A 21,612-nucleotide genomic window follows, 5' to 3' on the forward strand; every position below is an offset into this window, starting at 1 on the left:
ACTTTAGGCTGTTTTGTGGAACCGTGGGGTCTGAACCCTCGTGTAGATCCGGGTGAAGCGACGTCTTTACAGTTGTTGATGTGAAGACATTTCTCCGGCCCACTCCACAGCAGCTCCACAGGTCGCTAAAGCGAACCCCTAAATGCCTCCGATGGGCTTGTCGCGGGGCCTATACCCTTTCGGCGCGACTGTCTGACGTGGAGGATTGCGCCCTACACAAGCTTCGAGACGCAAAGGCTATCGCTTGGCGGCGGCAGCGCAAGATGCGCAGCTGGGCCGCGAAGCATCCCCGGTTCCTACTGTTAGCCTTTCCGCTTTGGGGTGATCCCCGGTCATTCGCTGAGTTACCGGAACAGAAGCTTTGGCCGCGCATTCTTGGCGTTTTCGCGCTTGTTAGCCCCCATCATCGATGCGCTACAAGCCGATCCAGGAAGTGGCCAGTCACTAGTTCAATGGGCAGAAGTTGCTGGCGTATCCTCTCGGACTCCTGCAAGACGCTGGGTTGCCGCTACTGGCCTGGGATGTTGTGAGTGGCGCCAGAGGCTGAAGCTTGCTGCGTCCCTCCCTCTCCTCCAGAGCGACTGCAAAGTTGGTGATGTTGCCAAGCGGCTGGGCTATAGCGGCCCCTCCCCTTTTATTGCAATGTTTCGCCGACTAACCGGCATGTGCCCAACTCAGCTGAAGAGCGCTGTCTAGATGCAACTTCACCTTGAGGAGAGGGCCCTTTGAACCTGGCTAGCCGAAGAAGCGTTCCCCGAACAAGGAGAACGGGCCTCAAGCGGCCCGTTTTCATTTGAACTGCAGCTATGCAATTGTCTTTCAGCGCTTGGTCGAGGTGTCATCCACGACCATGACCTCGTCAGGCTTCTTGCGAGCTGCGTACTCCGCCAGTACCACACCAAATACTGCCATCAAACCGCCACCCACGACCCAGGTGCTCAGAGACTCTTTGAGGACCACCACCGCAAGCAATGCAGTGACGATCGGGACGAGATTGAAGAACCCGGCCACGCGAGCAGAGCCCAGCCGATGCAGGCCGGTCATCCATGCCAACGGTGCCATGATCGAAGCGCCGATTGCTGCGAATGCAATGCAGCCGATGGCTGCGCCACCCTGGACGCCAGTGCCTGCGACAAGGAAAAGAGGTAGCAGCAGGATCGTTGCAGACATGGCTTGAAGAAACAGGGATTCGATCAGCGTTACGGGAATGCGCCACTTGTGCATCAGCAAATTGTAGGTGGCAAAAGCCAAAGCGCCCAGCAGCATCAGGGCGTCACCTTTGTTGATTCCATGGGAAACCAAGGCTTCAAAGTCACCATGGGACACTACCGCTATCACCCCAACCAAGGAGATGATCGAACCAATCACTGCGCCACCGCGGACTGCGTGACCCATGAAGATGCGCGACAAGGCAAGAGCGATCAACGGGATGAGTGCCTGGATAACGCCCATGTTGGTCGCAGAAGTGAAATGTGCGGCGTAGTACGCCAGGCATTGGAACATGACACCGCCCAAAGCACCGAGCACGAGGAAGCGTGCCCAATTGGCTTTCAGGACCGCTAGGTTCGACTTCAGGCGCGGCAGGGCGAATGGGAGCAAGATGATGGCCGCAGCAAGCCATCGCCAGAAGCTAATATCGACCGGGCCGACGGTCCCTGCAGCGAGCTTTGTAACGATGGTGTTGGCGCCCCAGAGAAGGCAGGCCAGGAGGGGGAGCAGGTAGTACATGGCATCCTCAGATACTGGATATCAACAGCCAGTAGCGTAGACTTGGCGGAATTTCGTTACATCCATAATTTGCGCCAATCTTCATCTTGAATGCGACATGGCAATGGACCCCGTCCCCTCGTTCAGCTCCATCCCTGGAGACATCTACGTTCGGCAAGGGACTTTGCCTCCCTCCGACTGGGATGCTCGTGTGCATCCGTGGGGGCAGTTCAACTATGTTGCGCAGGGTGTCATGGAGTTACAGGTAGGCGAGGACTGGATGGTGTCCCCTACCCACTATGCGATATGGATTCCGCCTGGTGTTCACCACTCATCCCGAAACCGTGGTGCGGTTGCTTATCGATCCGCATACCTTTCGGTCGGCGCGTCGGCGCAGATGCCCAGCATTCCGACTGCGTTAGCGGTTAGCTCGTTGCTTAGGGAGATCTTGGACGAACTGGCCCGTCGTGACATCGGCGAGGCCGTTAAGCCAGAAGACCGGCGACTCTCCGCGGTCGCCCTTGACCTGATTCTGGCCGCGCCGGTGATGTCGAGCTTCCTGCCGCTGGCCAGCGGTGACGTGCTAAAGCGGATTCTGAGCTATGCCGAGACCTCCCTTCAGGACTCTCCGTCGGCACTTGAGGTCGCAGAGCGCCACCACATTAGTGTTCGATCACTTGAGCGCTTGGCAAAGCGCGAGCTAGGGATGGGGTTCGGAGAGTGGCGCAGTCGGCTTCGTTTTCTGAGGGCAATTGATGCCTTGGGTTCAGACCGATCAATTACGCAGATTGCAGACGATCTGGGCTATGCAAACTCAACGTCTTTCAGTGAGATGTTCAAGCGACACTCTGGCCGGACCCCAGACCAGTATAGAAGGGGCCTCAGTCCGCTCCAGCGAGAGGTGGAGCCCTCCTCCCGCTGAATCGAGGCAGGCCTCGAAGCTGTTGGGTCAACCATTTAGCTGGCCCAGACAGTGGCCATTCGGATCGATGGATCATCCAGAGGGTGTCAACCACCGGAGATCCACAGTCAACCACCTCAATTGCGTCTTGCCGAGCGAAGGATTCACGGGCGTGTCGCGGAATGACAGTGAATCCCAGCCCGAGCGATACCGGCTCAAGGATGAGCGCAACCTGATTGGTGAAGCCGTGTATAGGAAGCGCGCGTACGCCTGGATTTCCTGGGAACTTGCGGGCGAGAAGGCGGGTGGCCATAGCCTGGCCATCTGGATGATCAACGAAACCCAACTTTTGAAGATCCGCCCAGCTGTCCGCGCAGGCACCTCTCGGAACTACCAGCTCAAGCGCCTCCTCGGTGAAGGGCTCAGCCCGCAGCCGAGGGTCATCCGGCCGAAGTGCAAGTAGACCCACCTCGTACTTCTTCTCCAGTACCGCCGATAGGATTTCTGGGTCCGGCGAGAAGCGATGACGAATGATCAAGCCGGGATGGGTGCGCTGGAAGTCCAGCAACACCGGGTAAAGAGCAAGGCCAACACTCCCGGGGGTTATCAGCGCAAACTCCCCCTGATCGCTGTCCGCGCTCGCGAGCTTGGCTTGAAGCCGGCGATCGGCCGAATCCATCTCTTGGCAGTACTGCAATAGAGCCATTCCCGCCGGCGTCAGCTCAATAAATCGTGGTCTGCGCAGAAACAGGGCACCCAGCTGTTGCTCAAGATGACGTACATGCTGACTGACCGCAGCCTGGGTGAGCTGCAGCTGGCCTGCGGCCCTGGTAAAGCTCCCGACCTCTGCGATAGCCCGAAAGGATCGGAGCCAATGCTCATTCAGCATAAGAATATTTTATCAATCTGATAAAAATGGATCAGATCATGGTTGAGTTGCAGGGTCTAATCTTGCGGCTACCCCTCTCTTCAGTGGTGTGCCGTGCCTGCCCTACCCCCTCCCTACCCTCGCGCCTTCTCCCACATCGGCCTGTCTGTTACCGATCTCGATGCCGCGGTTTCCTTCTATACAGAAGTCTTGGGCTGGTACCTCGTCATGCCGCCGACCAGGATTGCTGAAGACGAAAGCGCAATTGGCGTGATGTGCACGGATGTGTTTGGGCCTGGATGGGGCAGCTTCCGCATTGCACATCTATCCACTGGTGACCGGGTTGGAGTCGAAATCTTCCAGTTCAATAACGCCGAGCGTCCCGCGAACAACTTCGAGTACTGGAAGTCGGGCGTCTTCCACTTCTGTATTCAGGATCCGGACGTTGAAGGCCTGGCCGCTCGGATTGTGGCAGCTGGTGGAAAGCAGCGAATGCCGGTTCGAGAGTACTTCCCAGGGGAGAAGCCCTATCGGATGGTTTACATGGAGGATCCGCTGGGCAACATCCTGGAGATCTACAGCCACAGCTACGAGCTTACGTATTCAGCTGGCGCGTACGTCTAGCTCCACGCACACCCTCAGCCAGCTTTCGACTGCCAGGCAGTCCTCGCCAAACTGAGACACGACGGTACGGAGCAAGTGTCTCGGCTGTAGAAGTCAGAGGTCTGCAAGTTAGAAGCTGGCGAACGTAATTTTAACGATTCATCGGCGAGCCGCGCCGCTAGCCCTAAGGAGCATATGATGAAAATGAACGGCATTCGTTGGCCGGAAGGCTACCTTCCTGGTTACACCGAAAACTTTGTCTCGAATGAGCTGATCGTCCTCGGCCTTGCCGCAGCTGATGTTTGGCCGTTGCTTGAAGAGCCACGTCTGTGGCCGACCTACTACGGAAATTCAGCCAATGTGCGCTTCCACGATGGCGCCGGCCCTCTGTTGCGAAACGGGGATCGATTCTACTTTGAAACCTTTGGCTTCCCCGTGGAGGCTCAATGCGTCGAGCATGAGGCTCCTACCTCCGAGGGTCCGGGCCGGATCGCTTGGCATGGCTGGGCCGGTGAGCCCGGGTCTGCCGATCGACTTGACGTTCATCATGCGTGGATTGTCGAAGACCTTGATGGTGGCCGAGTGCGGATCCTCACGCAGGAGACGCAGAAGGGACAGCCTGCAGAAGCCCTGCGTCTGGCCAAGCCGAATCCAATGATCAATGGTCACCAGGATTGGCTGGACGGCCTGGTGGAAGCAGCTCGAGCCGCCAAGTCAACGTCCTAAGCCGGAGTAAATCCCCGTGCTTGCTCCTCTTGCTCTCCCCAAAGCCCCGTTTATGTCTGCCCTGTTTAGCCCATTCGAGCTCAAAGGTGTCACTCTTAAGAATCGTATCGCGGTGCCGCCCATGTGCCAGTACAGTGCGGAGGACGGCCGTATCAACGATTGGCATCTCAGCCACTATGCCGCGCTTGCGCGCGGAGGCGCTGGGCTCGTGATTGTCGAGGCTACCGCCGTGTCTCCGGAAGGACGCATCACCCCGGGATGTGCTGGCCTGTGGGGTGATGAGCAAATTCCAGGAATGGCAGCCATCGCTTCTGCCATCAAGCAAGGCGGTGCCGTAGCTGGCATCCAGATCGGCCACGCAGGGCGCAAGGCTAGTGCAAATCGGCCATGGCAAGGCGATGACCACATCGCAGCCGATGATCCCGCAGGATGGGCGATCCTTGGTCCCTCGCCGATCGCCTTTGGCGGCTCGCTCGATAGAGTTCCCAACGAGATGACGGTTGAGGACATTCATCGCGTTCAAGCGGATTTCGTCGCTGCAGCCAAGCGTGCGCTTGCTGCAGGATTTGAATGGCTGGAGCTTCACTTCGCTCATGGCTATCTGGCGCAGAGCTTCTTCAGCCCCGACAGCAACAAGCGGGAGGATCGCTACGGTGGCAGTGCGGAGAACAGAGCACGCTTCCTGCTGGAGACATTGGCGGCCGTCCGTAAGGTTTGGCCCGAGCATCTGCCGCTGACCGCGCGCTTTGGAGTTGTGGAGTACAACTCGCGCGATGGCCAAGCACTGGTCGACTCCATTGAGATTGGCAAAGAAATGCGAGAGTTGGGGCTTGATCTGCTCAACGTGAGCATTGGCTTCAGTGCTCTTGGTGGCCGCGTCCCATGGGGTACACAGGCGTTCCTGGCACCCCTTGCTGAGCGATTTGCTAATGAAACTGGGCTTCCGGTGGCCACAGGTTGGTGCATCGATGATCCACAGACTGCCGAGCGCGTTGTAGCGGACTGTTAGGTTGACCTAGTGATGATCGGGCGGGCCCACCTATCCAATCCGCACTATCCGTACCAAATGGCCATTGCGCTTGGCCAGGAGCTCCCAGCCAGCGTGCTACCCACGCCTTACAGCTATTGGCTGAGCAGATACAAAGGCCCGGGCAAGGCGTCGGCTCAATAGGAGCGAGCCAGCCCCCTCCTCCATCGAGCAATAGGGGCAAATGATCTGGCTCCCATCGAGAATCCCTAACGCCATTGCAAGCTGCTACCCCGCCTCAACACAGGCGGGGACAGGCACCATTAAAGTTGCTCCGCCTTGTCCGCCAGGGGTCACCGAAGCGGCTGCGTGAGCGAGACGGGATGGGAGGTCTGACTAGGCGCCGAAGAAGACTCGAGCTAGCGAGAGGCACTTGGCCGACGCTGCCTTGCCGGCATGCTCAAGCGCGAGCGCTCCGCCGCCGACAAGATGACCATCAGCACAAAGGGGTTGGCTACCTGAATCATGACTACGGACGTCTCTGAGATTGCACCTTGCAGCAGGAGAATCATCGGAATAGTGAGTAGGGCATGGAACAACACTCCCGCACCAACCAAAAGGGCTAGTGCTCGATAGCTCATACGACCCGCGCCAAAGGATGTGTAGATCATCCAAGCGCAGAGGGGGATGAAGATGATGATCGCAGTTAGCGTTCCCGCGCCGTAGCCGACCCCGAGAATCAGCGGGATCACGTGGAAGACAACGTTGATCATGATGATGCTGTAGATCGCATAGCCCCTTGAGCCAGGGCAAGGCTGGAAAGATTGAAGGCGGCGATCGCCTGCCCTGGGTGAAGACGCGTGGTGAGGACAACTACGCGATCTCAGAGCAAATCGGCTGGCAGGTCCATGTCTATGGACGAGCCAGTACTGAACTAAAGGGCTGGTGCGACAGCCGCGGCATGGCTCTTCGCGAGTTTACCTGGCACGAAGAACATGGCCGCGCTGGACGTCAGCAGGACGCTGTCTACGTTCTGCGGCCTGACACTTGGGTGGGATTGGCACAGCCAACGCAGTCCCTAGACGAGCTGCAGCGCTATTGGGATTCCCGCATGGGCAAGAGATTGAGCACGTGAGCGAGATGCAACCTAAGTGGAGTCGTCGCAAGGAGGCGCGGCCGCTCGAGATTGTAGACGCTGCGGTAGATGTTTTCCTTGAGAACGGCTTTGCTGCCGCAAAGCTCTCTGATATCGCGAAGCGCGCACGAGTCGCGAAGGGCACGATCTACCTCTACTTTGAAACCAAGGAAGAGCTGTTTCGAGCCGCAGCGCGCCAGTTGATCTCCACAAATCTGGAAGGCCTTGAGACGGCACAGGCGACCTTCGACGGGTCGATTGAGGAGCTAATCCCGACGCTCCTCCAGCGAGCGGTCTCATCAGGTGGCGATGCCCGCTTGTCTGCAGCATTGCGAATGGTGCTATCGGAGAGCCGAATGTTTCCTGAGCTTGCGAGGATCTGGCATGACGAAGTTGCATCTCGCATGATCCGGCTGGTGGCAAGCGCTGTCGAGCGGGCGCAGGCCAAGGGGACCGTCCGCGCCGGCGACTCAAATCTCATGGCCTTTTCAATCATGGCTCCGATCGTAATGGGTGTGCTGTTCCACGAGCTGTTCGGGACCTCGAGTCCGCATGCACCTGCGCTGGACAAACTTGCGTCCCAGCATGCTTCAATGATCCTTCATGGCATCACTGTGGATGCGATGTAAGCCGCCCTCACGGAGTTGTTAAGGGTTAGGCCACATCTATCCCTCCATGATTGAGATCAGTTGTCCTAGCCCTGCGACTTCGAGGGTGATCGTCTGCCGGCCAGAAGCAGATTCAGCGCGGCACAATCCTAGCCAGCGCATGCGCCCAAGGCATTGCTACTTGAAGGATGGGCAGCCATTGGCAAGCCACCAGCAGGCTACCGTCCTTCGTCGCCCCATGCGCACCGTCACGCAGTTCGAGCAGGGCATCCGGCCCGGGTTAGTCGTCCATCCCGCTGCAGACGATCAGGTCGAAACGACCCGTCGGCCACTCCTGCAGTTTCTGGGCGCAGGCCGCCGGAAGCGATAGAACGTTGAGTGTCGGTCCGAGGGCTGGCGCACCTCGTAGCCGCTGCCTCGATATCCCCCCGAGAACCGCTGGCCGAACGCAAGCGTCAGCGCCTCCACGCTCAGCACCACGTTCCAGATCCTTCGTGGCCCCACTTGCCGCTTCGCTTCCTGCGTTACGACGGCCAGCGCAACGGCCCCGATGACCGCGGACTGGTACCGGAGTTCAGGCACCACTCGCCGAGCTCCCGCGCGCCTGCGATCAGACGAAGACCTCATCGAGCAGGTCCCGCAGCGCGCCGTTCAGCCTCGGGTCGCCCTGTCCCTGCAAGGACAGGTACAGCGACAACGGGTCCACGACGGTGCCCGCGCCACCCAGGCGGGTGGAGTACGCCCAATGCTGCACGTCTGCATAGCCCTCGCCGGCCACGGGAAACCATTCCGGCTCCGGATGCCGACGGAAGCAGTCTCGTCCGATCGCAGCGATCGGACGCGATGGCGCCGCCAGTTCGGTGAGAACGGACAGGCCGGTTTCTCCCGCAGCACGACAATGATCGGCCAGCAGCATGTCCAAGCCACTTTTGCCGATGCAAGTGGTGCGCAGCACCGGCGAGCGCAGCCGCGGCAGCGCGACCGCCCACAAGGAGCGGCGCGCTTTCAAGAACCGTAGCTTCGTCTCCCGCCCCTCGCGCTGGGCGCTGACGAGGTTAGCCGCCACCAGTTCACGGGCGACCCGCGAGGCAGTCATGCGTGAGTAGCCTGCCTCGCGCGCCAGGTCGAGCGGCACCCACGGGACGCTGCCAGGGATGCCGCGCTCCTCCAAGTCGGGCCGCAACAGGGCCGCGATCAGAACCGCTTGTGCCGGATGGCTCAACCGCTCCCCAGCGGATGTGAGCACCCTTGGAGACGAATCGCGCTCGCGTAAGCTCATCAGGAAGCTCGGAGCGAACAGTTGGCTACCAGGCACAACGAAATCCACCCGAGACTCGATGAGCTTGGAGCGAATGTAGGGCGAAACGCCGGAGAGCACGAGAATGACCCTCAAGCCGGCCTTTTCCGCCAATCGATGCACCTGCGCGATCAGCCGCAAAGGTGGCAACGGTTCCGTCTGCGCCGGGACGGTGGCCAGCAGCACCCTGTGGCCGAGCAGGTCAAGCTCGGCCAGGCCGAATAGGGTGGCGAGGAAGTGGGGTAAGCCGCGCGTCTTGGAGCTGGGCCAGGGCTCGAGCTCACCGACCATGTCGGGTAGTAGACCCTGAAGATAGCGGGCTGCGGCGTCGAGGTCGTTCATAGCAGCGAATGTAACGGAGGTTCTTTACCGTAACAAGGCGCGGTGACAGTGAAACTGCTCTGTTACAGTCCAGTGCACCAGGCCCCTGCTACATCGCCAGGCGAGTTCCCCCGTTCAGACGCCAGCTACTCCCTCCGACTCCGCACGATTTGCCGGATAGCCCTCGGCAGTGGATTACTAGAGAGAGGTTTGTGACTATTACCGCGTAGTTGTAACGAACAGCATTTGCATGGGCTATTCATTAGGCAGCACGATTGTGTCGTAGTTGAAGTCTCGAGGCCGCTGACCGGTTGCCTTGATTGCTTCTTCGACGGCTCTATCGAGCATGAGCAGGTACTTTTTAACGATCTCGCTCCCCCGCCCCTTTTTCATCTCTTCTTTTCTCAGAAAGAGTTCCTGGATCTCCTTAAGTGCACTCACAGCCGTTGCTGATTGCTGCAGCGCAATCGCCAAGGATCGGCTCGGCACGTCAACATAGTTGACTGAATCGAAAGCCTTATGAAGCTGGGTCAGATGCGCCAAGATCAGCCGGGGGCCGCCGAATCCTCCCTCGAACTGCGCCAGCATCAGTGTCGCTGGAAATCGCGCATAGGAAATCAGCTCTATGAGGGACTGTGTGACCTCCCGTCTCCTGACTCTGGCGTGCCAAAGGGGGATCAGTCCCGCGGCGATGATGGCTGCGATGCTGCCGATCGCTTGCACCCACGCCGGCCAGTCAAGCGCTAACGTGGCGGATTTGGGACTCGGCTTGCTCATGAGTGCCCAAGTCAAGACGGCTCCTGCGGCAAAGGTCATCACAGCGACCACCGCCCAATCTCTGTCAGTTCTTCCCTGCTTCATGGCGTTCCTCCTCCGGCGTGCTGGTTTCTACCGTTCGTACGGGGCCTGTCGCGCCGTGCTCTCGGGCGCGGTCGAGGATGAACTTTGGGGGGGGCGTGTACGTCCTCCAAGTCTTTCGGGGAAAGAAGCCTTGATCGAATGGATGGCCTCAAGTCTTAGATTTCCTGCTATTGGGTTCTTGTGTCGGCTCGCCCACTCTTCTGGGCGCGGTGCGGCGTGGCTTGCTTTGCCTGCTTGGCGTTGCCGTGTTCGCTCTCCCTTGTCGGAGTGCCTCGGTAACTTGCCGAGTGGTTTCCTTCAGTGACGTCAGCTGCGCCTCCAAGCCATCAGCCCGCGCGTTCACGCCTTCCAGTCGGCGCAATGCCTGTTGCTCGCGGTTGGCAGCAGCAATGGCTTGTTGCTCGCTCTCTCGCAATGAGGTGGCCAAGGCCATGCGCTCCCGCCCCCACTCCTGCTCGGCTGACCGCAACGCCTGGCGATGCCGGTCAACCTCCGTATGGGCACGATCCTCCACTGCCCTGACGTGCGCCTGGAGCGCCCTCCTCTCTTCTTCGTGAGCGGCCGCGGCCTCGCCCAGACTGCGGCGTACGGCATCCAGTTCCTGCTCGAGTCGCTCCGCCCGTCCATAGGCTCCATCGCGTTGGCGCAGCAGGTCTTGTACTTGTGCCGTCATCTGGGAGACCTGTGCCGCCAACTGCTCCGCGGTGGTGGCGGCGGCCTGAGTCTGGACCTGAGCCTCCCTTTCGCGCTTCTGGCTGGCCTCAATCGCCAGCGTCAGGGCCACCCGGTCCTCCTCCAGCAGGCGCTCGCGTTCCTCCAGTGCGTGCCTGGTCGACTCCAGCTGGGTCTGAGCGAGCTCGCCGGCATCCTGCAGCGCGGCCTGCCACAAACGCTGGCTCAGGTGAGCTACCCGCTCTGGGATGCCTGGAACCGCCGCCTCAATGGCGCGCTGGCGCAGGCGAAAGCCTACGGTCTGCCACCAGGTCTCCAGCCAACGCGTGACGGTGTTGGGCGAGCCGGTGCCCAAGTGGGCTCGGATTCGCTCGACGGTGGGACGTTCGCCGGCGGCGATGATGTCGTCCGCTGCCTGGTGCACATCCAGTTCGCTGATGCCCTTGGCCATTGGGTGTCCTTCTGCGGAACGGTGAGAATTGGCAGGCCATGTCTGATAAGGCATATTTATCAGATGTAGCTCAACCTAATCATAGTGCACAATACATAGTACATATGAATAATATCACTGCTGCGTCAGGGGAACTCGTTTCGGGGCTGGTTCCGGAGCGGCTGGCCACTTCCGCCGCAGAAGCGGTGCGAGACATCCTGCAGGAGGCCGAAGCGCCTAACACCATTCGCAGCTACGCCGGCGCCCTGCGCTATTGGGCGGGCTGGTTCGAAGGGCGCTATGGCAGGCCCATCGCCCTACCCGTCCCCCCGGCGGCAGTGGTTCAGTTCATCGTGGATCACATGGGGCGCTCAGGCGATTTGGGGCTTCGTTGGGATCTGCCTGCAGACTTGGATAGTGCCTTGGTGCATGCGGGCCTGAAGAAGAAGCCTGGGCCGCTGGCGTTCTCCAGCCTGGTCCACCGGGTGGCGGTCTTGTCGGCGGCCCACAAGCAGGCCCGCCAAGACAACCCTTGCGAGAATCGCGCCGTGAGGACCCTACTGTCCAAGGGGCGCAGGGCTTCTCACAAACGAGGCGAGCGCCCGGCCAAGAAGACCGCGCTGTCAGCCGCAGATCTGCGCGCAATGGCGGCCACCTGCGACACCTCGCTCAAGGGGAAGCGCGATCGCGCCCTGCTCTACTTTGCCTTTGCTAGCGGCGGGCGCCGCCGCAGCGAAGTCGCCGAGGCGACGGTGAATCACCTCACCCGACTGCCCGAAGGCGGCTACACCTATCGCTTGGATCACGGAAAAACCTTGCAGTCCGGGCCAGTGGTTGGCAGCAGCCCCGACAAGCCCATCCTGGGAGAGGCAGCCACCGCACTGCAGGACTGGCTGGACGTGGCCGAGATTACCGACGGCCCCCTGTTCCGGCGCGTCTGGCCACGGTCATTGGGCGGCGCGCTCAGCGGCAAGGCGGTCGCCGCCATCGTTAAGGACCGGGCGCGGTTGGCCGGTCTGGACGGGGACTTTGCCGGCCACAGCCTGCGCTCGGGCTTTGTTACCGAAGGTGCGCGGCGTGGGGTGGCCCTGCCGGCGCTGATGGCGATGACCGATCACCGCTCCGTGGCCAGCGTGATCGGATATTTCCAGCAGGGCGGCGTCGGCAGCAACCCCGCCGCGCGCCTGATGGATGAGGACTGAGCCTCCGGCCCGAGCGGCCAGCAGTGCGCGTTGAATGTGCCCCGCTCGGGCCCTATCCTGCACAAGACGCGCACCATCCACGGCAGGAATCAGGGGGCAGCATGAAGCTAGTCAAGGCACGGATCCGAAACTTCCGTTCTGCAGAGGATTCCGGAACGTTCGATGTCGGAGAGCTGACCTGCTTGGTCGGTAAGAACGAGGCGGGCAAGACTGCAATTCTGACGGCGTTGTTTGGTACCCGTCCCATCGCCGACCAGTTTGCTTACGACACGGTGCGCGATTACCCCCGCCGCTTCCTCACGCGGTATGAGGAACGCCACGACGACGAACCCGCACCGGTTGCCACCCTGACCTGGGAGCTCAGCCACGAAGACCAAAAGGCGGTCGCCGACGTCCTGGGTGCCGGCGCGTTAAGTAGTACGACCGTTGACGTAACGACAGATTACAGTGGCCACAGCACTTGGAGCATTCACGTCGATCCCAACGTGGTGCGCGCGTTTCTGCTCGACCAGCACGGTGTGGCAGGCGAAGAGCGGGAGAAGTTTTCCAAGATATTGCTGGATCGACTCGTGGTCGAGATAGATGCGCACCCCGAGCCGTCTGACCAATTGCAGGCGGTCAAGCGGTCCATCAGCGGCTTCCGCAAGGGGAAACCAGTGCTGGCGGCCATCGATATCCTGCAGAAAAGGATGCCGGCGTTCTTCTATACCTCTCACTTTGATCGCATGTCCGGGGAGATATCGCTGGACAAGCTGTCTCGTGACACCCAAAGCGGCGCGACGATCTCCCCGGGTGACCAGATTTTCCTCGACTTCCTCGAGTACGCCGGGACGTCGGTCAGCGAATTGCAGTCCAGCACACGCCTGGAAGAGCTCAACGCACGTTGCCAAGCCGCCTCCAATGAAATTACCGATGAGATCTTCGAGTTTTGGAGTCAGAACGACGCGCTCAGTGTAGAGATAGCGCTTGCCCAAGGCCTCTCCGAGGATCCCGCCCCCTTCAATAGCGGGACTGTTGCCAAAATCCGCATTCGGAATGACAACCACAAGGTTTCGGTGCCCCTGTCTGAGCGCAGCGCCGGATTCGTCTGGTTCTTCTCCTTCCTGTCGCAGTTCAAGCAGATGCGAAAGAGGAACCCCGGTGCGATCATCCTTCTGGATGAGCCTGGATTGACGCTACATGGAAAGGCGCAAGCTGATCTGCTCCGCTACATCATTGAGCGTCTACTCCCCGACCACCAGGTCATCTACAGCACCCACTCGCCCTTTATGGTGCCGGCCGATCGTCTTGCGGACGTTCGCGTCGTCGAGGACGTTGTCACCTACGACCAGCGTCGCCGCCCCACCGTTAAGGGCACACAGGTCTCCGCGGACGTCCTGAGCGTCGATCAGGACACGCTGTTCCCCCTTCAGGCCCATCTCGGTTACGAGGTTACCCAAAGCCTGTTTGTGGGAGCGCATACCCTGTTGGTCGAAGGACCTTCGGATGTGCTCTATCTTCAGGCGGCATCGCACGCGCTCAAGCAACGCAAGCGCCAAGGCTTGGACAGCCGGTGGGTGATCTGCCCCACAGGCGGCATAGACAAAGTGCAATCGTTCGCCTCGCTCTTCTCTGGCAAGGGCATCCACATGGTCGCCTTGTGTGACTACGGCAATGGCGATAAAGGCAAGGTGCAGCGGCTGAGGGAGTCTCAGATCATGAAGACTTCCGGCGTCTTGGTAGCCACGGATTTCACCGGAAAGGCGGAGAGCGACATTGAGGACTTCTTCGCACCCGCCGTCTTCGCCGACATCCTCAACGGTGCCTACGGTCTGAAGGGAAAAGGGCAAATTTCCGCCCGGCAGTTCAGCCAAGACGGTGCCCTGACGCGCCAGGTCAAACAGGCCGAAGCACTGTTTAATGTCATGGGGGCTTCCGTTCCGCCCCTGGATCATTTCACTCCCGCCAACTGGCTCATCCAGAATCAGCACGTGCTGGCCGCGGAAACTACGGCCATCAATGAAACGCTGGAGCGCTTTGAGAAGGCCTTCGCTGAGATCAATGCGGCGCTAGGGGCCGGTGCGTAGATGAACCTCTGCCAGAGCTCCGCAATGGCAGCGGGTTCCTCTCCCGGCGCGCACTCATCGGAGGGCAGGACTCGGCTGCCTGACTCCCGCGCCATGAAATCGGCCTCTAACAGTGCGCCCTTTCCCTGCCATGCTGGCCCTGCGAATGCCGGGTCCGCAGAGGGCGCTTTAGACGCGCCAAGCCCAGTCTGATCCGTGAATGCGGCGACCACCCTGCCGGTTCCAGCGGAACGCCTCCCACATCAGAGTCGGCGGCGTTCCACCGTACTTCAACTCATCAGCCAACCGGATGAACACCTCATCGGTAATCCAGGTTGACGGGGCAAGGTCCAGGTCCGTGAGCTTGGCCGCATGATTGGCCGCGCGTCCAACCCAGACGATGTCGTTGCCGCCTCGAATACCCGTGCGAGCAGCTCGGATTGGGCTGCTGTCGATTCCGACGACATGCCTCACGGTACCTGTCCAGTCGGGGTACTGCTTTTTCAACGCTGGCATGACGATCATCTTGACCGCATAGTTGATTTTCAACCCGGCCTTAGCCGCCGGCGTGGCTTGCCGGTCACCCACCCAGATGCCCATGACACGATCTCCGTCGTAGGAGGTGATCTTGCCGCCCTCTTTCCTGATGATCGTCGCTGCACAGTGCAGGAACGCTTTGTAGATCTCTGCACTCAACTGCCAGGCTTCGGTGTCGACCATATTCGTTGAGCCGTTCAGGTCCGCGTACAAAACAGTGGCACGATCAAACTCCACTGCGTCATTGCCCAATCGCAGATCTTCTGGATCGGGTACAACTTGACCTCTCCGTGTAGACCATCGGGTTTGTGCTATCGCCTGCACGGCGGCCGTCATCTCTTCCAGCAGTGCCACCGTCAGTCCCTCGGCCCAGCTTCGAGAATGCGGGAGCGAATTTGTTCGCATGCCGGTGCAATCAAAGCCCGGGCGTCCGGGCCAGGGGTGTATCGGTAGGGGACGGTCGTGAGCCCCGTGAGATCACTGGGAAGCTTCAGCTTGTCTTCGCGCGGCTCCATCAAGAAGGCGCGCCGACGCCCCAGGAATCCAATGAACATACCCAGTTCAAAGACGACGTTGTCGCGCATGACAGGCCACTCGTCACCGCGGCTGATGACCATGTCATCCGCGTGGGCCACGGCAATGGCAAAGTCTGCCTGTTCCAGCTGGCGCTCGAGCTCGTCAAGTGTGTAGTTGGCGGCGCGGAACACCCCGTGGTCCCATACCACCGTCAGGAACGGGTCGTGCTCGAAGTGCTGTACCAGCAACCGCGTGACAGGGAGCGCCTCCACCGACGACATCACAAAGACCCGGACCTGTCCGCGAGGTTGGGTAATCATGTGATTGCGCTCTTTTAGACGGCGCGAAAGGGTCGCGGCCAGCCGCCGCCAGATGACGGGGTGTGAATCCGCAATCCTGCTGAAATCGATTTCCGGCACCTTTAGCACTACGGTCGGCTCGCGTGCAGTAACAGTTGCCGCCCGCAGTTGCGCCGGTTCGATGGCTGCCATTTCGCCGACGTGGTCCCCAGCCCTTCGGGTATTAACCACTTTGCCGTTGACCAGCACGTCCACGGAGCCGGAGACAATGAAGAAAACGTCGGTCTCTGGGGCGCCCTGAGTGATAAAGGCCTGCCCTGTCCCCACGTCGAGCAATTCCCCGGCCTGTGCCAGCTGGGCTGCGGCCGCGTCCAAGCCGGCCAGCAGGCGGAACTCAGCCAAGGCGGCGATCAGTCGCCTGCCATCATCCGCCGCGAGGCGCTCGACGATCCCAGTCCCCATACTGCCCCCTTGAAAGTGTGAACTGGGTCCCAATATACGCCCAAAGGAGCTGGAATGAATCCGGCTGCCAGCCACGCCGTAGGCGACGCGACCCGCCCGGCCTGGCCTCCTCTTGGGCGCAGGGAGTAGCACGATGGGACACAGCTGGAAAAAAGATCGCACCAAGAAGCGCATTGCCACCCGTTACGCCGAAGTCCGCGACGTGGACATCCGCGATTACAAGCGGGAAACCTCGCTGGTGGATATTCCAGTCAATCGCGCCTATCGCGTCCAAGGGGCGCATGTCTACATCGACATCGTCAATCTGGCGGACATGCTTAGCTGCACTGACATCGAAGGCGAAACCTGCCACAAGCGGGCCCTTCGATTCCTGAATCAGCACTACCGCGCCGTCCATCGCATCCTCGTTGAAAGTGATGCCATCCGTGTGGACTTTCACAACCAGCGGCTGCATGCGGTTGTGACCAAGCCGTACGGCGATGCCAACGAACGCGCCCGGATCGAGCGCGCGGTTGCGATCGCCCAGCTCGCCATCGATGTGCTGGCTGAAACGGGCGACTCGGACGCGCACATCCCCAATGCCCAGGTTCGTGTCGGCATTGACAGCGGGATGGCGTTGGCCGTCAACAATGGTCGTCGCGCCAGCCGAGAACCTCTTTTCTTAGGCTCCCCAGCCAATCAGGCGGCCAAGTGTGCCGGGCATGGAGGGGCTGAAGGCATCTACCTGACGCACGGCGCACGTGCCGTGCTTGAACTGCCTACCTTGACCGGCAACAAGGACCGCACCACTTCGCTGACCGATGCTCAGATTTCCGCATGCGTCGAGGCCGCTGCACTCGGCATTTCCAAGTCGCGCATCATCGAACTCTGGAAAGATGAACAGGCCGAGCTCCCTATCGGCGAATTCAAGTTCAGTCGACCGACGCCTCCGCTTTCTGATCTGGACTTCTCCCTGCTCAGCGCGGCGAACTCAAGGCGATTTGATGGCGTTTCGATCTATGCCGACATTGACGGATTCACCGACTTCGTGGACAAGCACTTAGAGGAGGATCCCGAACATCTGGTTCGAACACTGCACGTATTGCGCTCTGAGCTGGATGCGGTCGTACACGAGGATTTTGGAGGGCGTCGTGTCCGTTTTATTGGCGACTGCCTTCATGGGGTGCTGCTGGAGGGCACGTCACAGACGACAGATGCGCAGGACACGGTCAGCACCGCTGCCCAGTGCGCGGGTGCATTGCGCAGCAGTTTCTCCACTGCCCTGGAGCAACTGAGCGCCGAAGGCGCGGAAGTGGCAGAGCTGGGATTGGCCATTGGCTTCGAACTTGGCCCCCTTGCCATTTCCCGCCTGGGCATGAAGGGGAGCCTTCTGCGGTGTGCCACGGGGCGAGCGGTGTTGGAATCTGAAGCCCAACAACGACTCTGCGACGGTGTGGAGACGGCCATTGGTGAAAATGCCTACAAGGCCGCCAGCGCCGCGATACGGACCGTCTTTACCGACAAGCGAAAGGCGGCGAACCTAGACTATGCCGCAGCGGTGGAGGAACTCGCCGCATCCGGGGACCGCGTGGCGAAGGCAACACTGGAGGCACACTACGCTGAAGTGGCACCCGCAGTGGCTCCTGCGCTCGCGCAGCCGATCCGTCCTCATGTGGCCGCGACGTGACGCCAAGGCCTTTGGAGCTGCTGCAGCGCGTGGCACCGGACTACGGTGCCACGTTGATCGTAGACCCTGTCGGGGGGCTGGTTGGGATCACAGTGGTTCGGGCCGGCGGAGCCGAGTACGCATTTAGATTGCTCGTCTCCGTTGCAGGCGAGCACGTCTCAGTGCGCGAGATCGCCGACCCCGGCATGCTGCCGGGGTTCTGTCCCGATCGGCATATCAACGGTGACCGTAGCTTCTGCCTCGGCTGGGGAGAAGACAATCCGAGCCGGATCCAAGACGAAGCAGCAGCGAGGCATTGGTGGGCCACGGTCTACCAGTACCTGACCTACCAGATCGGCGCGAACGCCCGCCGGGTCTTTCCTGGAGCGGAGAACGGCCGCGCGCACGGTCGTGCTGCGCAGCATCAGGCCAATGCTGAGCAGGCAGCCGAACGACTGGGTCCGGCATTCAAGGCAGATGTGCTCGCGGGGCAGTTCATGGTCCGCAAGGATTCGCGCCCTCAGAAGCGGAGGCTCGAGCTCTGGCACGGCAAACTACTCCTTGCTCGGGTGTCGACGCGCACTGAAACCTTGGTCGGGAGACCCCCAGTCTGCCCATGTGGCCGCGATCCTGACGGTGCGATCACTGCATGTGGCGACCACGCTGCGGCCCTGGTCACTTTCATCTTGGAACAGCACCGATGTGCGCTGGCCGACACAGCTTTCCTTGAGGATTGTGCGGCTGCAGGAGCGCGCTGCTGCGGAACGCTGGACATCTGCGGTCTTCGATCTGCCATCAAACGAACACAAACCGTATCCCTCAAGACAGAGAACTCACCCCGTGCAAGAACCTCAAAATTCTGGCGGCCACCCGCCAAATCAAAGCGACCGCGTTAGTGCCGCTTGGCAGCAGCTGAATTTGGTCTTGGGCTTCTTCTCCCGTGTAGACACAAAACTCTCGGTCGGCCTGGGTATCAACCTGGGCATGCTTGCCATGATCGCGACGCGGCTGCCGAAACTTGATGAACTAACGGCCCTGATCTCGGTTGTGGGCGTTTTGTTCCTTACACCGCTTACTGTTAGCTTCTGGCACCTGTGGTACGGATATTTTCCGGAACTGCGAGGCGGGTCAAATTCGCTCATCTTCTTTGAACGGGTGTCGAGCATGGCCGAGCACGAGTTCTTGCAGAAGTGCGCGGAGCGTACGCTGATGGAGTTCGAGGAAGACCTCCTGGGTCAATGTTGGCGCAATTCCAAGATTCTCTCGTCAAAATTCAGCTGTTTGAAGTACGCGTACATTGCCACTGTTCTGGCAATCGCCCCATGGATGGCACTCATCGTTGTGCTGCCTCCGCCGGCAAAGTGACACACAAGTGGCTTCTGCTCATCCAGTTGTTGAGCCGGAGCCCCGGGCAGCGCTGACAGGGCCGGGCCTTCCGGCCCAAGTCGGCCCAAGGTGAGAAACGGTGCTGGCCATTGCCGGAGTTTGGCCATCGGCTATCACACGCACGTCGCAGTTAGCTCCCTTTCGGAAGGGGATGCCAGCCTAGACGTGCAGCAAACTCACGACGATAGACGGTGTCAATCTGGGGCGGGGCTCGCCGGACGTACTCTTCTGCGAGCGTCGCAGTTTGCCCTGAGAGGCTTGCGAGGTAGGCAACTGCTTCTTCCACTGATGGGACGCGTTGATTTTCCCCGTTGAACTTCGGTGGCAGCGCCGTCCATAGCACAGTGGTAATCCCGCGAGCAGCGGCCCAGTCAGCGAGCCCAGGAATACTCGCCGGTGCTGGACAGCCATGTGTCCAGACCCCCAAGTGTCGCTCCATGTTCTTTGAGGGAATGGCTTCCCGCTCACGCAAGGCTCGCTTGGCGTCGCCCTCGTCGTCGGTACCAGCCTCAACCCAGAAGGAGGTGACAGCAGACGCGGCCGCATGCATGACCAACGTAAGCCGTCCATTGCCGGATTGCCTTAAAAACTCTACGCAAACCGTTGGCCCGTCTGCCAGCCACTGTCCACGAACCGGTAGACCGTCGGGTTGCCATACCAGCGACCCCCAACCAAGATAGGCAATCATCTTGAGCCTCTACTCGACTGCGACAGCCGTGCCGCCCACCACAAGCGGCTCATTTCGTAATCGGTCGAGCCTTTAGTCTCTGCGCTCACCATCCTGGATGCCTCCTCGTCTCAACAAGACTCTGTATTGATAGCGCTACCGCGCCATCTGCCGCGATGTTGCGCTGCAGGGTCCGACGCCGGGCGAGAAGAAGCGCAAAGACGGAGCATGCTGCTGATTGCGGACTACCCGCAAGAGCGGGTGACGCATGCCTGGGAGATAGTCGAACCCGCTGTCTTCAAGCTCAAGTACGAGGCGGGAGAGAACCTCATGCTGCAGGAGCAAGCGGCGTCGCGACGATGCAATCCGAACACCCCGGCACCCTGTGAAAGGAAGCACGAAATGGCTGAAGTACCAGAACAGCTCTTCGGCAATAAGCTGGATGGGACTATCCTGCCCCACCAGTAGCAGGCAATCGTGCAGTGCACGCCCCAAGGCAAAGCAGTCATGCCGTCTGCCCTGCTCATGGGCGACCCTCAACATCACCACTAGTGCCGCCAGGCTATCCAGAGTGCCCAGCCCGCACAAGCCCTCGGTGATCTCTCGTAACCGACGGTCTCGGCGGACAAACATGCCGGCTCGCAAGCTCGCTCCGCTGAACACTTCCAGTTGCACAGGTGCACTGAGCGACATGAGTATTGATTCTCCACAACCGCCAAGTGCCTCGTGGACATTCAGAGCGGCCCAGACCGGTGAACATAGAACCATGCGGGAGCCGGGATAGCGCGCCTCGGCTGCTGCCTGCGTCGCCTGGGACGGGACGTGTTCCGCATGGGCATATTTCACCCACACATTGGAGTGGCAGCCGGGACGCTCCGGGGATATCGACTGTCCGAGCGCGTATGCGCTGGATAGGCCCATTCGGCTTCGCAAGCATTCAAACCACAATCCGACACTGAGTGATCGCAGGCAGTACGGCACGGCTCGGTTGGCGGGAAGTATGCTCGTGCTTGCACGCATGCGGGCAAGTCGCGCCTCGCCGTAAAAGGGTATCTCTTTGAGCGCCATGGCCGTGCCCCTCCCCATTCACCTTTGATGGGTAACGAAACGCGAGTTTGTTACTCCTTCCACCATCCGTATTAGAGGGGCAGAATCAGGAGGACACAAGCGACGGGGTGTGACCACGCCATGACGGAGCGGACCAACGAATCAATCCTGGCCCCGGAACGCCGTGAGATCGAAAGAGAATTGACCTTTCATTTCGGGCCTCTCATCGGCTATGAAAACTTGCCGCGAGCTCTTGGCTATCGCTCCAGCCACGCGCTCCGCCAAGCAGAGGCACGCGGAACCTTGCCCGTGAAGATATTCAAAGTGCCCGGCCGCCGCGGCAAATTTGCCTTTGCGATGGACATCGCCGACTGGATGGTTGGGCTGAGGGCCGCAATCAGTCCGCCGGCAGTATCTGGCACCCCGCAAGATGAAGCGGCTGCTCTGAAGCCCAACCAGGAATGACGCCCCACAACCCAAACTCAAGGGGCCGGGCTTGTAGCGTTTCAAGAACAGACTCAAGACGTCCCCGAAGATGCGCTCGCCGAGCGCCGAGGAGAGTACCAAGAGCCGGAAACTAACATCTCCGAACCCTGGAAATGACTTGCCCCCGTTGGCGCGGGGGCAAGTGACATCTGTTGGAGCAGATGGTGGTGAAACTCAGCCTGTACCCTGAGGCTCACCCTTTTCCTTGACAAAGTCAAGCGACT

The 21,612-nt window shown here is 60.3% G+C and carries 22 protein-coding genes; 14 read left to right on the forward strand and 8 right to left on the reverse strand.

Annotated elements, in window-relative coordinates; all coding sequences use genetic code 11:
• Nucleotides 1-321: 321 nt before the first annotated feature.
• Nucleotides 322-696: a helix-turn-helix domain-containing protein gene (locus ACZK1G_RS11330; RefSeq protein ID WP_080334755.1), complete on the forward strand. Its 375-nt coding sequence runs from the start codon at nucleotides 322-324 to the stop codon at nucleotides 694-696.
• Nucleotides 697-819: 123 nt separating this feature from the next.
• Here the strand turns inward: ACZK1G_RS11330 and ACZK1G_RS11335 are convergent, their stop codons facing one another.
• Nucleotides 820-1,728 (reverse strand): DMT family transporter, encoded by a 909-nt coding sequence (locus ACZK1G_RS11335; RefSeq protein WP_043033504.1) that lies wholly within the window; start codon nucleotides 1,726-1,728, stop codon nucleotides 820-822.
• A 97-nt stretch (nucleotides 1,729-1,825) separates the two neighbouring features.
• Here ACZK1G_RS11335 and ACZK1G_RS11340 point away from each other — a divergent pair, with 97 nt between their 5' ends.
• Nucleotides 1,826-2,629 (forward strand): AraC family transcriptional regulator, encoded by an 804-nt coding sequence (locus ACZK1G_RS11340; protein ID WP_043033503.1) that lies wholly within the window; start codon nucleotides 1,826-1,828, stop codon nucleotides 2,627-2,629.
• Here the strand turns inward: ACZK1G_RS11340 and ACZK1G_RS11345 are convergent.
• Nucleotides 2,589-3,497, reverse strand: coding sequence for a LysR family transcriptional regulator (locus ACZK1G_RS11345; protein WP_033835999.1), 909 nt, complete (start codon nucleotides 3,495-3,497; stop codon nucleotides 2,589-2,591). The two genes, ACZK1G_RS11340 and ACZK1G_RS11345, sit on opposite strands and share 41 nt — an antisense overlap.
• 93 nt (nucleotides 3,498-3,590) lie before the next feature.
• Here ACZK1G_RS11345 and ACZK1G_RS11350 point away from each other — a divergent pair, with 93 nt between their 5' ends.
• From ACZK1G_RS11350 to ACZK1G_RS11360, 3 genes are all read left to right on the forward strand, one after another.
• On the forward strand, nucleotides 3,591-4,100 hold the full coding sequence (locus ACZK1G_RS11350; RefSeq protein ID WP_033836000.1) for a lactoylglutathione lyase family protein: 510 nt from the start codon (nucleotides 3,591-3,593) through the stop codon (nucleotides 4,098-4,100).
• Between the two features lie 177 nt (nucleotides 4,101-4,277).
• Nucleotides 4,278-4,805, forward strand: a complete 528-nt coding sequence (locus ACZK1G_RS11355) for an SRPBCC family protein (RefSeq protein ID WP_223224789.1) — start codon at nucleotides 4,278-4,280, stop codon at nucleotides 4,803-4,805.
• A gap of 52 nt (nucleotides 4,806-4,857) precedes the next feature.
• Entirely contained in the window at nucleotides 4,858-5,814 is a 957-nt protein-coding gene (locus tag ACZK1G_RS11360) for an NADH:flavin oxidoreductase/NADH oxidase (protein WP_269213927.1), read from the forward strand.
• Nucleotides 5,815-6,191: 377 nt separating this feature from the next.
• On the opposite strand, the gene ACZK1G_RS11365 is transcribed toward ACZK1G_RS11360, so the two are convergent.
• Nucleotides 6,192-6,545: a hypothetical protein gene (locus tag ACZK1G_RS11365; RefSeq protein ID WP_043033501.1), complete on the reverse strand. Its 354-nt coding sequence runs from the start codon at nucleotides 6,543-6,545 to the stop codon at nucleotides 6,192-6,194.
• A gap of 26 nt (nucleotides 6,546-6,571) precedes the next feature.
• On the opposite strand from ACZK1G_RS11365, the gene ACZK1G_RS11370 reads away from it, so the two are divergent.
• Complete coding sequence (locus ACZK1G_RS11370; protein ID WP_043033500.1) at nucleotides 6,572-6,907, forward strand: hypothetical protein; 336 nt, start codon at nucleotides 6,572-6,574, stop codon at nucleotides 6,905-6,907.
• Nucleotides 6,908-6,912: 5 nt separating this feature from the next.
• Nucleotides 6,913-7,536, forward strand: a complete 624-nt coding sequence (locus ACZK1G_RS11375) for a TetR/AcrR family transcriptional regulator (RefSeq protein WP_043033616.1) — start codon at nucleotides 6,913-6,915, stop codon at nucleotides 7,534-7,536.
• A 589-nt stretch (nucleotides 7,537-8,125) separates the two neighbouring features.
• On the opposite strand, the gene ACZK1G_RS11380 is transcribed toward ACZK1G_RS11375, so the two are convergent.
• The 3 genes from ACZK1G_RS11380 to ACZK1G_RS11390 all read right to left on the reverse strand — a co-directional run bounded on the left by ACZK1G_RS11380 (nucleotide 8,126) and on the right by ACZK1G_RS11390 (nucleotide 11,117).
• Nucleotides 8,126-9,154 (reverse strand): hypothetical protein, encoded by a 1,029-nt coding sequence (locus ACZK1G_RS11380; RefSeq protein ID WP_049402763.1) that lies wholly within the window; start codon nucleotides 9,152-9,154, stop codon nucleotides 8,126-8,128.
• Between the two features lie 234 nt (nucleotides 9,155-9,388).
• Entirely contained in the window at nucleotides 9,389-9,994 is a 606-nt protein-coding gene (locus ACZK1G_RS11385; protein WP_197621875.1) for a hypothetical protein, read from the reverse strand.
• Nucleotides 9,995-10,142: 148 nt separating this feature from the next.
• Nucleotides 10,143-11,117 carry a DNA-binding protein gene (locus tag ACZK1G_RS11390; protein WP_049402764.1) on the reverse strand — a complete coding sequence of 325 codons (975 nt, stop codon included), beginning with the start codon at nucleotides 11,115-11,117 and terminating at the stop codon, nucleotides 10,143-10,145.
• 104 nt (nucleotides 11,118-11,221) lie between these two features.
• On the opposite strand from ACZK1G_RS11390, the gene ACZK1G_RS11395 reads away from it, so the two are divergent.
• Nucleotides 11,222-12,298, forward strand: a complete 1,077-nt coding sequence (locus ACZK1G_RS11395) for a site-specific integrase (protein ID WP_043033496.1) — start codon at nucleotides 11,222-11,224, stop codon at nucleotides 12,296-12,298.
• A gap of 101 nt (nucleotides 12,299-12,399) precedes the next feature.
• Entirely contained in the window at nucleotides 12,400-14,364 is a 1,965-nt protein-coding gene (locus tag ACZK1G_RS11400) for an AAA family ATPase (protein WP_024956865.1), read from the forward strand.
• A 168-nt stretch (nucleotides 14,365-14,532) separates the two neighbouring features.
• On the opposite strand, the gene ACZK1G_RS11405 is transcribed toward ACZK1G_RS11400, so the two are convergent.
• Complete coding sequence (locus ACZK1G_RS11405) at nucleotides 14,533-15,234, reverse strand: adenylate/guanylate cyclase domain-containing protein (protein WP_197621874.1); 702 nt, start codon at nucleotides 15,232-15,234, stop codon at nucleotides 14,533-14,535.
• A 2-nt stretch (nucleotides 15,235-15,236) separates the two neighbouring features.
• On the reverse strand, nucleotides 15,237-16,157 hold the full coding sequence (locus ACZK1G_RS11410) for a TIR domain-containing protein (protein WP_088428977.1): 921 nt from the start codon (nucleotides 16,155-16,157) through the stop codon (nucleotides 15,237-15,239).
• A gap of 133 nt (nucleotides 16,158-16,290) precedes the next feature.
• On the opposite strand from ACZK1G_RS11410, the gene ACZK1G_RS11415 reads away from it, so the two are divergent.
• The 5 genes from ACZK1G_RS11415 (at nucleotide 16,291) to ACZK1G_RS11435 (ending at nucleotide 21,367) form a co-directional block, all read left to right on the forward strand.
• Nucleotides 16,291-17,823, forward strand: a complete 1,533-nt coding sequence (locus ACZK1G_RS11415) for an adenylate/guanylate cyclase domain-containing protein (RefSeq protein WP_043033494.1) — start codon at nucleotides 16,291-16,293, stop codon at nucleotides 17,821-17,823.
• Between the two features lie 92 nt (nucleotides 17,824-17,915).
• Nucleotides 17,916-18,698 carry an E2 domain-containing protein gene (locus ACZK1G_RS11420; RefSeq protein WP_369332838.1) on the forward strand — a complete coding sequence of 261 codons (783 nt, stop codon included), beginning with the start codon at nucleotides 17,916-17,918 and terminating at the stop codon, nucleotides 18,696-18,698.
• Nucleotides 18,643-19,167, forward strand: a complete 525-nt coding sequence (locus ACZK1G_RS11425; RefSeq protein WP_474752781.1) for a Pycsar system effector family protein — start codon at nucleotides 18,643-18,645, stop codon at nucleotides 19,165-19,167. The genes ACZK1G_RS11420 and ACZK1G_RS11425 overlap by 56 nt, the downstream gene beginning before the upstream one ends.
• Nucleotides 19,168-20,083: 916 nt before the next feature.
• Nucleotides 20,084-20,323, forward strand: a complete 240-nt coding sequence (locus ACZK1G_RS11430) for a hypothetical protein (RefSeq protein WP_126412177.1) — start codon at nucleotides 20,084-20,086, stop codon at nucleotides 20,321-20,323.
• Between the two features lie 720 nt (nucleotides 20,324-21,043).
• Complete coding sequence (locus tag ACZK1G_RS11435) at nucleotides 21,044-21,367, forward strand: hypothetical protein (protein WP_024956858.1); 324 nt, start codon at nucleotides 21,044-21,046, stop codon at nucleotides 21,365-21,367.
• Nucleotides 21,368-21,612: the final 245 nt, after the last annotated feature.

This window comes from Stenotrophomonas sp. 109824_Sma, from assembly GCF_056480025.1.